This window comes from Aequorivita echinoideorum, from assembly GCF_018476645.1.
Lineage (GTDB): Bacteria > Bacteroidota > Bacteroidia > Flavobacteriales > Flavobacteriaceae > Aequorivita > Aequorivita echinoideorum.
On the sequence record NZ_JAHCTB010000002.1, the window covers coordinates 460,370 to 472,485 of the forward strand.

At 39.2% G+C, this 12,116-nt stretch carries 10 protein-coding genes; all 10 read right to left on the reverse strand.

The window, feature by feature from the left end; genetic code table 11:
- Window positions 1–93 precede the first annotated feature (93 nt).
- The 10 genes from KIV10_RS05970 to KIV10_RS06015 all read right to left on the reverse strand — a co-directional run bounded on the left by KIV10_RS05970 (window position 94) and on the right by KIV10_RS06015 (window position 12,116).
- A complete protein-coding gene (locus KIV10_RS05970) occupies window positions 94–456 on the reverse strand; it encodes a hypothetical protein (protein ID WP_214112571.1) in 363 nt (120 codons plus the stop codon).
- Window positions 457–468: 12 nt separating this feature from the next.
- Entirely contained in the window at window positions 469–2,766 is a 2,298-nt protein-coding gene (locus tag KIV10_RS05975) for an NADP-dependent malic enzyme (RefSeq protein WP_214112572.1), read from the reverse strand.
- A 142-nt stretch (window positions 2,767–2,908) separates the two neighbouring features.
- Entirely contained in the window at window positions 2,909–3,835 is a 927-nt protein-coding gene (gene queG, locus KIV10_RS05980) for a tRNA epoxyqueuosine(34) reductase QueG (RefSeq protein ID WP_246516205.1), read from the reverse strand.
- A gap of 40 nt (window positions 3,836–3,875) precedes the next feature.
- Window positions 3,876–5,207 carry a cytochrome P450 gene (locus KIV10_RS05985; RefSeq protein ID WP_214112573.1) on the reverse strand — a complete coding sequence of 444 codons (1,332 nt, stop codon included), beginning with the start codon at window positions 5,205–5,207 and terminating at the stop codon, window positions 3,876–3,878.
- An 82-nt stretch (window positions 5,208–5,289) separates the two neighbouring features.
- The gene (gene ruvB, locus KIV10_RS05990; RefSeq protein WP_214112574.1) at window positions 5,290–6,312 is read right to left on the reverse strand and encodes a Holliday junction branch migration DNA helicase RuvB; all 1,023 of its coding nucleotides are present in this window, start codon (window positions 6,310–6,312) and stop codon (window positions 5,290–5,292) included.
- Window positions 6,313–6,545: 233 nt separating this feature from the next.
- On the reverse strand, window positions 6,546–8,381 hold the full coding sequence (locus KIV10_RS05995; RefSeq protein ID WP_214112575.1) for a cytochrome c oxidase subunit I: 1,836 nt from the start codon (window positions 8,379–8,381) through the stop codon (window positions 6,546–6,548).
- A 21-nt stretch (window positions 8,382–8,402) separates the two neighbouring features.
- Window positions 8,403–9,470: a cytochrome c oxidase subunit II gene (locus KIV10_RS06000; protein ID WP_214112576.1), complete on the reverse strand. Its 1,068-nt coding sequence runs from the start codon at window positions 9,468–9,470 to the stop codon at window positions 8,403–8,405.
- 28 nt (window positions 9,471–9,498) lie between these two features.
- Complete coding sequence (locus KIV10_RS06005) at window positions 9,499–10,881, reverse strand: quinol:cytochrome C oxidoreductase (protein ID WP_214112577.1); 1,383 nt, start codon at window positions 10,879–10,881, stop codon at window positions 9,499–9,501.
- 25 nt (window positions 10,882–10,906) lie between these two features.
- Window positions 10,907–11,596, reverse strand: a complete 690-nt coding sequence (locus KIV10_RS06010; protein WP_214112578.1) for a c-type cytochrome — start codon at window positions 11,594–11,596, stop codon at window positions 10,907–10,909.
- Window positions 11,580–12,116 (reverse strand): DUF3341 domain-containing protein, encoded by a 537-nt coding sequence (locus KIV10_RS06015; protein ID WP_214112579.1) that lies wholly within the window; start codon window positions 12,114–12,116, stop codon window positions 11,580–11,582. The genes KIV10_RS06010 and KIV10_RS06015 overlap by 17 nt, the downstream gene beginning before the upstream one ends.

The following is a 12,116-nucleotide window of genomic DNA, read 5'->3' on the forward strand; positions in this document are numbered from 1 at the left end:
TTTACAACTGGTGGCGGGGAAAATGTGAAAATATAGAGGTGAAAAAAACCGTTAAATAGAACTTAGCAACTTGGGAACGTACATCGATATTTTTCACATTTTTAAGGAATAATGAATTGATTTTTTGATTGTGTCAATTGATAAAAACATAGTCATTGTTTTATTGGAATATTCCCGATAATATTGAAAATTTGTCTTGTAACCGGTATTTAAATTTGCTTCAAATTCTTCCAACTTAACACGTTTCATTAATAAATTGAATTCCTGCTCTGAAAATTTTAAATCAAAAATTTTATAATAATCTGCAAAATCAAAAGGTTCTTCAAAATTTTCAATCGTATATTTTGTTTCAATTGGAGTTCCTAATAAATATTCAATATTTTTTATATCATCTTCAGAAACTTTTTCGCAAGCCATAAATGAAATAGCTATAAATATTAAGATTATATATTTCATCTTAAATATTCACTAAGTACTTTTCCCCTTCTGCTGCGCGCGCTTCTCTTTTTGTTGGGCATCGACAACAGCCACTGCTGCCATATTTACAATTTCCTCAACGCTCGCGCCTAATTGCAGAATATGCACAGCCTTTTTCATCCCTAACATAATGGGCCCTATGGATTCCACATTGTTCAGTTCCTTTAATAATTTATAATTGCTGTTGGCAGAATCAAGATTCGGGAAGACTAGAGCATTGACCTTTTTTCCGGCCAATTTTGAAAACGGAAATTTCTTCTGAAGCATTTCTTGGTTCAGTGCAAAATCTGTTTGTAATTCGCCGTCCACGATCATATCTGGATTGCTTTTATGAAGCAACTCTACAGCTTCTCTAACCTTGGTGGCGTGCGCATCTTTAGACGAACCAAAATTGGCATAGGAAATCATTGCGATAACTGGCTGGAGCCCAAACATTTTCATAGTATAATTAGTCATTTGCGCAATTTTAGCCAAGTCTTTTGCAGAGGGATCGATATTTATTGAAGTATCTGATATAAAGATAGGTCCGCGTTTGGTAAGCATCAGATTGGTAGTAGCCACTTTTCCAACGCCCTCAAATCTGCCCACGGTTTCAAAAACGGGAACAACCGTTGTGGGATACGAACGGGAATATCCAGAAATCATAGCATCAACGTCGCCCTCATCCAGCATCATACCCGCAAAATAATTGCGCTCACGAACCAATTTTTCTGCAGCGTATAGAGATATTCCATTTCTTCGGCGTTTTTCCCATAGCTTTTGCGCGTAATGCTGAAGCTTATCTTCCTGCTCTCCGTTTTTAGGATCTATAATCTCAATGTCCGCATCAAAATCTATCTGCTGCATTAACTCAAGAATAATTTCTTTCCTGCCTAATAATACTGGAGTTCCTATTCCTTCTTCGTGTACAATTTGTGCAGCCTTCAAAACATCGAGATGATCTGCTTCGGCAAAAACGATACGTTTAGGGTTTAGCTTCGCACGGTTCATCAATAAACGAATGATCTTGTTATCGCTTCCCATCCGCTCGTAAAGTTCATCTTGGTATTTCTCCCAATCTGTAATTTCAGTAGTGGCCACACCGCTTTCAATAGCAGCTTTTGCCACCGCCGGTGGAACGGTTGCTATGAGACGAGGATCAAACGGTTTCGGAATAATGTATTCCCTGCCAAAATTCAATTTGGTTTCGCCATAAGCAATATTTACCTGCTCCGGCACAGGTTCCTTGGCTAATTCTGCCAACGCTTTAACGGCGGCCATTTTCATAGCTTCGTTTATTCTTGTTGCCCTCACATCAAGCGCTCCGCGGAATATAAATGGAAACCCAAGAACATTGTTTACTTGGTTGGGATGGTCGCTACGGCCGGTTGCCATAATAATATCCTCACGTGTTCTACAGGCAAGATCATACTCAATCTCGGGGTTGGGATTTGCCATGGCAAAAACGATAGGGTTTGCAGCCATGGTCTTTAGCATCTGGGGCGTAACAATATCCGCGATGGAAAGTCCAACAAAAACATCGGCATGTTGCATGGCTTCTTCCAGAGTATCAATTTTTCGGTGGGTGGCAAATTCCCCTTTTTCTTCTGAAAGATTTTCCCTATCGTTCCGGATTACACCTTTGCTATCCAGCATTACAATGTTTTCACGCTTTGCGCCAAAAGCTTTATACAACCGAGTACAGGAAACCGCTGCAGCCCCTGCTCCACTGATTACAATTTTGACATCTTCAATTTTCTTTTCCGCAATCTCGAGCGCATTTAATAGGGCCGCCGCCGAAATAATTGCCGTCCCGTGTTGATCATCGTGCATCACCGGAATGGACAGCTCATCCTTTAATCTACGTTCAATTTCAAATGCTTCGGGGGCTTTTATATCTTCTAAATTAATTCCGCCGAAAGTGGGTGCAATATTTTTTACCGTTGCGATGAATTCATCAATGTTTTCTGTATTTACCTCAATATCAAATACATCAATATCTGCAAAAATTTTAAAAAGCAGGCCTTTCCCTTCCATTACAGGCTTGGAAGCCTCAGGACCAATATTTCCCAATCCCAAAACCGCGGTCCCGTTTGAAATTACAGCGACGAGATTTCCTTTATTGGTGTATTTATATACGTTATTGGTTTCCTTTTCAATTTCCAAACAAGGCTCCGCGACCCCAGGCGAATATGCAAGGGAAAGATCCCGTTGCGTAGAATAGCTTTTAGTGGGTACAACTTGAATTTTGCCGGGTTTTGGTTTTGCGTGGTACAATAATGCTTCTCTGCGTCTGCTCTGTTTGCTCATATTTTATTGCTATTGAAATACTATTTGCCCAAAATCTTTATGCCGAAGATTTTTTGGGTTTTCCCAAATTCAAATTCGTTGTTTATTATTTTCGGGAACCTACAAAGTTAAAATGTTAACCGAAAGGAAGAAATTTTAGCGGTTAATCTTTTAAGAAGTTTATATTTCTTTTCAAACCAGAAAATTTAGTGCGCTTCACGGCACTTCCTTTAAAAATTTTTTGAAAAACACTCTCCGTGATTTCTTCCCAGTCTTTTTTTGACATGGAAAGCATTTCAGGATTTGGATTAAAAAGTGGTTCGCTGTGCGGTTTGCTGAAGCGGTTCCACGGGCATACATCTTGGCAGACATCGCACCCAAACATCCAGTCCTCAAATTTCCCCTTTTCTGAAATGGGAATTTCATTTTTTAATTCAATGGTAAAATAGGAAATGCATTTACTGCCATCCACCACCTTATCAGCCACAATTGCCTGCGTTGGGCAGGCATCAATGCAGGCAGTGCAACTCCCACAATGGTCTGTTACAGCGTGATCATACTCAAGCTCCAAATCCACAATCAATTCTGCAATAAAATAGAAAGAACCAACTTGTTTTGTAAGCAAATTGCTGTGTTTGCCAATCCAGCCCAGACCACTTTTCGCAGCCCACGCTTTGTCCAAAACCGGCGCAGAATCCACAAAAGCACGACCATCTACATCGCCTATTTCTTGCTGAATAAATTCCATCAACTGCTTTAACTTGTTTTTTATCACAAAATGATAATCTGCACCATACGCGTATTTTGAAATTTTATAGCTCTCGGGATTTTGTTTTTCCGAAGGAAAATAATTCAGCAATAGGGAAATAACACTTTTGGAATCAGGCACCAGCTTTGTTGGGTCCAGCCGTTTATCAAAATGATTTTCCATATATGCCATCTCGCCGTGAGCGTTGTTTTTGAGCCAATTTTCCAGCCGCGGCGCCTCCTCTTCCAAAAATTCAGCTTTGCTGATGCCGCAAGACAAAAACCCAAGGCGTTTTGCTTCGGTTTTGATCAACTTTGAATATTTGGATGAATTCTGAATCAAAATAAATTTTGGTGAATAATAAAATTTGAAAAATCATTCTTCATCTTCTTACAAATTCTAAAAACGCATCTTTCGGTTTTAAGGTTATCAATGGCTTAATTTCAATGGCTGACTTTTTTTCTGAAATCTTAAACATTTCAATCAATTTTGCAACTGCCAAAATCATTTCATACATCGCAAAATTATTGCCAATGCACATACGCGGTCCAGCACCGAAGGGATAATAATGCGAGGAAAATGCATATGGACTTACTCCAGAAAAGCGCTCTGGTTTAAATTTTTTCGGTTCTTCCCAAAAATCGGGATTGGTATGGATTTCCAATAACGAAAATAAGAGACTTGAATTTTTAGGAATTCGCAAGCCGTTAAATTCGTCTTCGGTACTATTTACGCGGTCAATAAAATACGCCGGCGGATACAACCGGAGCGATTCCTCAATAACATTTTTTGTAAAATCGCAAGCCTTGATAAACTCCATAAGGTTGCTTGAATTTTCTCTTGCGAGAGATATTTCGGAAAAGATTTTATCTTGAATTTCAATATTTTGAGCCAATAATTGACTGGTAAATGTTAGTGAGTTGGAAGTGGTTTCGTGCCCTGCCGTGAAGAGTATTAATATTTCGTCTATCAATTGCTCCTCATCCATTTCGCTTCCGTCTTCATATCGAGCTTCCAGCAGCATATCAAGCAAATCGTCTTCCCTTTTCCCAGATTTTTTTCTGTCATTGACCAGTTTTTTCAGAATATCGCGCGCTTCCTCAGTTTCGGAAACGTGCTTTGCAATTTCACCATTCAGCCGAAACCACCAGCCCAAATAGGGCTGACGCAATTCTTTTACCAACATTTTTTGAGCAGATTCCGTGATGTGTTGCAACCTGTTAATTTCTTCGGAATTTACTGCACTGCTGAAAAGTGATTTCACCACAGTTTGAAAGGCGAGATCATTAAAAATGGGAAATATATCGATGGATTTATTGGTTTCAATTTTATGCAACTCAGTTTCAATTGCAAGATTTATGGTATCCAACAAATTAGTCAGCTGCTTCTTGTGAAATGCGGGTTGAATAAGTTTTCGTTGTTTCTGCCAAAGTTCACCTTCGGACGTCAATAATCCAAAGCCCACATATTTTGAAAGATCTTTGGTTTGAATGGGTGATTTTGTAAAATTCTTTTGATTTTTTTGAAGTGCATATTGGGCAAAACCGGCATCGCGTGAAAAAATAACGGATTTTCCAAAGCCAAGTTTCAATCGAAATGTATCTCCTTTTCTCTGAAAATTTTCGTGATGAAAAGGCAAAGGGTTTTTCAGTATTTGTACGGAATGCACTAAAAACCTAAAAGCTGAAACTGATGGGATTTTTTTATTTGCCATAACTAAATTTGGATTCTGCGCATTTAGCTACCAATTAATTAAAAGAATAACCCTCGACTTCGCGCTAATGAAATATAAAAGTTTAAAAAAGTCCGCCTTGGGTGGGTCCCTTCAACTTGCCGAGGTGTTTGTATGCGGCTTCGGTAACTTCACGCCCGCGTGGGGTCCTCATTATAAAACCCTGCTGGATCAAGAAAGGTTCATATACTTCCTCAATAGTTTCGGGACTTTCTGAGACTGCAGTCGCAATGGTGGTTATACCTACTGGGCCACCCTTAAATTTTTCAATGATTGTTTTCAGGATTTTGTTGTCCATCTCATCAAGACCGTGCGCATCCACGTGCAAGGCCTCCAACCCAAATTTAGCGATTTCAATATTAATTTTCCCGTTGCCTTTTATTTGTGCGAAGTCCCTAATTCTTCTCAAAAGCGCATTCGCAATTCGAGGTGTTCCGCGGCTTCTTCCCGCTATCTCGATGGCAGCTTCCATAGAAATGGGAACATTCAAAATTCCAGCGCTTCTCTCTATAATTGTCGTGAGCAATTCGGTAGTATAATATTGTAGTCTCGAAGAAATACCAAATCTTGCACGCATTGGGGCAGTCAATAATCCGGAGCGCGTTGTTGCACCCACTAATGTAAATGGGTTCAAATTGATTTGAACAGAACGGGCATTGGGTCCAGATTCTATCATAATATCAATTTTATAATCCTCCATTGCTGAATAAAGATACTCTTCCACAATAGGGCTCAACCGATGTATTTCGTCAATAAAAAGGACATCGCGTTCATCAAGATTGGTAAGCAAACCCGCCAAGTCACCAGGTTTGTCTAAAACCGGACCAGAAGTTACGCGAATGTTTACGTCCAGTTCATTTGCGAGAATGTATGCTAAAGTTGTTTTTCCCAGACCGGGAGGCCCATGAAATAAGGTGTGGTCAAGTGCTTCACCTCGTAGATTTGCAGCTTTTACGAATATTTGAAGATTCTCCAAAGCCTGATCTTGCCCCGTAAAGTCCTCGAAGCTTAGTGGACGCAATTTCTTTTCAATATCGAGTTCCTGTGGCGAAAGATTTTCCCCTGTGGGATCAAGGTTCTTATTCATTTAACAAAGATAGCAATCCTTAGCTTCACGCCTTAAAAAAAGAAAGCCATACTTTTCAGCATGGCTTTCAAAAAAATTGTAGACTCCTCACTTCCTACATTATTTTACTCATTGTAAATGTATTCCAATCTTAACAATTACGCCATACGTACCGGTACTGATTTATTACGTAGAAGTACTAAGAAAAAGCCCTTCCAATTTTAGGAAGGGCTTTTTTAAATTTAAATGATTTTTTAATGATCCATTTCGTCTTCATTATCCTGAAGCGGAATATTCTGCGGAATGAAATCCTGACCTGGAATTACATAATCTGTTTCATCCTTGTTTAATTTGCTATAGTCATAAGACCAACGGTATACGTGAGGTATTGCACCTTCCCAGTTTCCGTGGATATGTTTCAATTCTGTGGTCCATTCAAGAGTTGTAGCGTTCCAAGGATTTTTTGGACCTCTCTTTCCGTAGAAAATAGAACTAAAGAAATTGTATAGGAAAACAACCTGTACTGCGATTGTAATGATCGCAAAAATGGTCATTACCACGTTAATGTTTGCAAGGTCATCAAAGTATGGGAAATTAGTATTTGTATAGTATCTACGCGGAAGACCAGCCATACCCACAAAGTGCATTGGGAAGAAAATTCCGTAAGCACCTATTGCAGTTACCCAGAAATGGACATATCCTAAATTTTTGTTCATCATTCTTCCCTGAAACATTTTAGGGAACCAGTGATATACCCCTGCCAATAGACCGTAAAGCGCTGAAATACCCATTACCAAATGGAAGTGAGCAACTACGAAATATGTATCGTGAACATTAATATCCAGTGCGCTATCTCCTAAAATGATTCCCGTGAGTCCTCCTGTAATGAATGTGGAAACAAACGCAATGGAGAAAAGCATTGCGGGATTCATTTGAAGATTTCCTTTCCAAAGTGTGGTAATCCAGTTGAAAGCCTTTACTGCTGAAGGAATTGCAATAAGCAATGTTGTAAACGTAAATACCGAACCTAAGAATGGATTCATTCCCGATATGAACATATGGTGACCCCAAACAATAGTTGATAAGAACGCAATTGCAAGAATAGAAGCGACCATCGCCCGATATCCAAAAATTGGCTTACGTGAATTTGTTGCCATAATCTCAGACACGATTCCCATAGCAGGTAATATCACGATGTAAACTTCTGGATGGCCCAAGAACCAAAAAAGATGTTCAAAAAGTACCGGCGAACCCCCTTGATGATGGAGCACTTCCCCAGCAATATATATGTCTGAAAGGAAAAACGAAGTCCCAAAACTTCTATCCATAATAAGCATCAAAGCCGCGGAGAACAGTACTGGAAAAGAAACAACCCCAATAATTGCAGTCACAAAAAACGCCCAAATAGTTAAGGGAAGTCTTGTCATCGACATTCCTTTGGTACGTAAATTAATTACTGTAACAATATAATTTAATGATCCTAACAATGACGATGCAATGAAAATTGCAATAGATGATAACCATAAAGTCATTCCCGCTCCAGATCCAGGTATTGCCTGTGGCAATGCACTAAGAGGTGGATATATAGTCCATCCTGCAGAAGCTGGCCCTGCTTCCACAAATAATGAAAATAACATTACAACACTGGAAAGGAAAAATAGCCAATAGGAAACCATGTTCAGAAACCCTGAGGCCATATCCCTAGCTCCAATCTGTAAGGGAATAAGTAGGTTACTGAAAGTTCCACTTAAACCAGCCGTCAATACAAAGAATACCATGATGGTACCGTGGATGGTAACCAATGCCAAATAAATGCTTGGATCCATTACTCCATCTGGAGCCCATTTACCTAAGAAAATTTCAAATATTGTAAATTTATGATCTGGCCAAGCTAATTGCAATCTGAACAAAAGTGACATTAATATCCCAATAATACCCATAAACAATCCTGTGATAAGGTATTGTTTGGAGATCATTTTGTGATCTTGGCTAAAAATGTATTTTGTGATAAAGGTTTCTTTATGATGATGCCCGTGACCATCATCGTGATGATCGTCTACTGCGTGGACCTGTGCTGCGTGTGCTGACATATCTTTTTAAGCTATTGTTTATTAATTCTCATTACTAAGTTGTTCCGCTAAAGTGGGTTGGGTTTTCAACCAGGCCTGATATTCCTCTTCAGACTCCACTACGATTTTCATTTGCATATTATAATGGCTGGAACCACAAATCTTATTACAAATTAGAAGATAATCGAATTCGTATGAATCCAATGGGGCTTCGCCGGCTGCAGCAAGCTCCTTACTTTTTGCGGTACGTAATTCATTGATGTGCCTCACCTTCTCCACAATTTTATCATTTCGGCGCATTTCTTCCGTGGTTATCGTGGGGGTGAAAGCAAATTGGGTAATCATACCTGGCACACAGTTCATTTGTGCTCTGAAAAATGGCATATATGCTGAGTGAAGCACATCTTGGGAACGCATTTTGAATAACACCTTTCTGCCAACGGGCAAATGTAGTTCTGTAACAATTTTATCATCCTTTCCGTTAGGGTCTGCCGCATCAACACCAAGTTGATTAACACCTTCAATAAGACGAACATTCGCTTCACCCAAAGTATTATCTTCGCCAGAATAACGCGCGCGCCAATTAAACTGCTGTGCATAAAGCTCCACAACTAGCGGATCATCATCCTCGCTAACGTTCATTATATCTGTCCAAGTAAAAAGACCGTAAATAATAAGACCTGCCAAAACAATTACCGGAATAATTGTCCAAATAAATTCAAGTTTATCATTATCAGCAAAAAATGTTGCTCTTCTTACAATATTTCCTCTGTAAACAAATGCGAAGTAATGAAGTAACCATTGTGTAAGAATACCAACAACGAAAATGATAATCATGGAAACAAGCATCAGATTATCGGTTCCCACACCGTGCTCAGATGCAGATTCTGGCAAAAGGACATCACTCCATAGTGCGAATGAAGCAAATGCCAATACGTACATAAAAATCACGAAGCCCATCATCAAATAACCATTGATGTTATTGTCCTTCGCTGAGGCAATTTCTGAAAAACCAGTAGGTTTAACACGTGCCATTTGGAAAATCCTGTTCATTTGCCAAACAGCTACTCCAAAAAGAATGATTACTAGTACAACTAAAAATGCGGTCATCTTATGATATCTTCTTTAAACAAATTGATTAAAAATGGTAGTTTTCACTTTCTTTAATATATGGATCATTTTTCGGCTGAAGCGAAACTCGACTAAGTCCTGTTCCAACAATAAATATGAAAAGACCCAGAAAGAACAAAATTGCAGCAATCTCAGGAATTCCGAAGTGCCAGTTGTGGCCAACAGTAGATGGCATTACCAATAGAAATACATCTATATAATGGCCAACCAAAATAACCACACCTGCCATAACTACGAACCAAGGAATACGCTTGTAATCACTGTTCATCAACATTAAAATAGGGAAAACAAAATTAAGTATCAACATTCCAAAGAATAAAACATTATACTGTTGAATTCTAAGAATGAAGTAAGTTACCTCTTCGGGAATGTTTGCATACCAAATAAGCATGAATTGCCCAAACCATAGATACGTCCAGAAAATACTGAAGGCGAACATAAATTTAGCCAAATCGTGCAAATGCCTATCACTTACAAAGGGCAATAGACCCTTGCTTTTCAAATAAATTGTTGTCAACGAAATAACTGTAATTGCAGAAACGAACATTGTGGCAAAAATATACCACGCAAAAAGTGTACTGTACCAGTGTGGCGTCATAGACATAAACCAGTCCCAAGCCATTGTTGCTTCTGTAGCCAAGAAAAATACCAAAAAGAAGACTGAAAATTTAAAGTTCTTTTGGTGGTAAGCAATATCATTTGTTTCAGCCAATTTCAAAGAATTTTTTCTTGAAAAATGACGGTATAAATTCCAACCTAAAATATAGATAATTGCCCTAACCAAGAAAAATGGAAAATTTAAATATCCGGATTTAGCCTGAAGAATTTTATCTTCGGCAACCAATTCGTGATCTTGCCAAGGGTAAAAATGTGTTCCTGCGAAAACTACTATTAAAAATACAATAATAGAACCAGGAAGTAAATATGTGGTTACCCCCTCAATCACGCGATAAAGTACTGGCGACCATCCTGCCGAAGATGCATACTGAATGGCATAAAAAACAAGTGCTCCCAAAGCAATCATCATAAAGAAAAATGCTGCCACAAAAGTTGCGGACCAAGGTCTGGTTTGCAATTGGTGCAGAACGTGTTCCTCATGTGAAATCCCATGGGCTTCTTCGTGGGCTTCTTTTTCGTGGGCTATCGCACGTTCAGCATAGCCTTCCTCTCCCCTTGCCGTATCAACAAAATTGGATTCGTGTGACCCATCGTGGCCTTCAGCCGCATGCGTTTCATCGTGGCCTTCTCCGTGGCTAGCTTCTGCAGCCATAATCTCTTTAACTTCCTCAACTGTTTTTGGGGTGGTTAAAAATCCATAGGCGATACCCAAAACTCCAAGGATAACAAGAATAATGGAAAACAGTTTTAAACTTCTAGGTAGCGTGTACATATCTTTAGCTATTCTCTTAAATTCCTTAATTACGTTCTACATTTGCGGTTGCTGTGCTGTCAACAACAATCGGCTGGGCCATTTTGGTGGAATCAACCGCGGTTGAATCTGTTGGATTACCAAGTAAACCTGGCTGACCATTCAAAGCCGCTTTTAAATTCATGACGTGCATGGCGATTTGCCAACGCTCCTTTTCATTGGTTTGTGAAGCATATGAACCCATACTATTTAACCCATACATTTCAACGTGGTAAATTCCTCCCGGCGTGATATTTCTTCCTGGATCAGCGTAGCTAGGAATACCCAAAAATTTCTCACGCTGTGCCAGAATTCCCTTTCCATCACCCTTGTCGCCGTGACAAACAGCACAATATATAGTGTACAGTTGATTTCCAGCAGCTAGATTTTCGTCGTTTATTTCTAATGGGTTTTGAAGCTCAACTCTTGCTAGTTCCAAACCAGCAGTCGTGTTTTCATAATCATAAGGCTGCCATCCACGCGGGATTGTTCCCGGAGGAGGCGTCATTGCTTCCTGCCCATTCTCAAAATATTCTGTATTATAGCTTCCATAGGCTTCATATCCTACCGGAGCATACATATTAGGGAAATATTGATAGTTTGGCTTATTATCGTTAAAACAAGAAACCATACATACCGAAGCAATAGCAACAATTGCTATGTTAATCAATGTTTTCATATTAATGTTCTTGTTCATTTTCAATTAATCTTATTTCTTCTGCTCCCGTATCGTATAAAAACTTCGTGAGAATATCTATATCGTGATTCTCGGCGTCTATTGCCATCAAAAATCTATCATCGGTAGTACGAGGGTCTGGGTTTTCCGCTTTTTTGAAAGGCCAGATTTTACTTCGCATATAAAATGTAACAACCATTAAGTGCGCAGCAAAGAATACGGTCATCTCGAACATTACAGGGATAAATGCAGGCATATTTGTGTAAAAAGCAAAGCTTGGCTTACCACCTATATTTTGTGGCCAATCCTCAATCATTATAAAGTTGAGCATAGTGACGGCAACACTCAATCCCAACAATCCGTAAAGAAATGATGTGATTGCAATTCTAGTGGGCGCAACGCCGGCAGCAGAATCCAGTCCGTGAACGGGAAATGGCGTAAACACTTCTTCAATATGATAGTGTTCTGCGCGCGTTTGTTTGACGGCTTGCAAAAGCAAATCGTCATCTGTATAAATAGCGTGTATCTTTTTTGAAGCCAT

What these genes read in the sequence shown, in the direction of transcription:
- KIV10_RS06000 (WP_214112576.1), bottom strand. Translation starts at nt 9,470, where the DNA reads ATGACCGCATTTTTAGTTGTACTAGTAATCATTCTTTTTGGAGTAGCT.
- KIV10_RS05975 (WP_214112572.1), bottom strand. Translation starts at nt 2,766, where the DNA reads ATGAGCAAACAGAGCAGACGCAGAGAAGCATTATTGTACCACGCAAAA.
- ruvB (WP_214112574.1), bottom strand. Translation starts at nt 6,312, where the DNA reads ATGAATAAGAACCTTGATCCCACAGGGGAAAATCTTTCGCCACAGGAA.
- KIV10_RS06005 (WP_214112577.1), bottom strand. Translation starts at nt 10,881, where the DNA reads ATGTACACGCTACCTAGAAGTTTAAAACTGTTTTCCATTATTCTTGTT.
- KIV10_RS06015 (WP_214112579.1), bottom strand. Translation starts at nt 12,116, where the DNA reads ATGGCTTCAAAAAAGATACACGCTATTTATACAGATGACGATTTGCTT.
- KIV10_RS05985 (WP_214112573.1), bottom strand. Translation starts at nt 5,207, where the DNA reads ATGGCAAATAAAAAAATCCCATCAGTTTCAGCTTTTAGGTTTTTAGTG.
- KIV10_RS06010 (WP_214112578.1), bottom strand. Translation starts at nt 11,596, where the DNA reads ATGAACAAGAACATTAATATGAAAACATTGATTAACATAGCAATTGTT.
- KIV10_RS05995 (WP_214112575.1), bottom strand. Translation starts at nt 8,381, where the DNA reads ATGTCAGCACACGCAGCACAGGTCCACGCAGTAGACGATCATCACGAT.
- KIV10_RS05970 (WP_214112571.1), bottom strand. Translation starts at nt 456, where the DNA reads ATGAAATATATAATCTTAATATTTATAGCTATTTCATTTATGGCTTGC.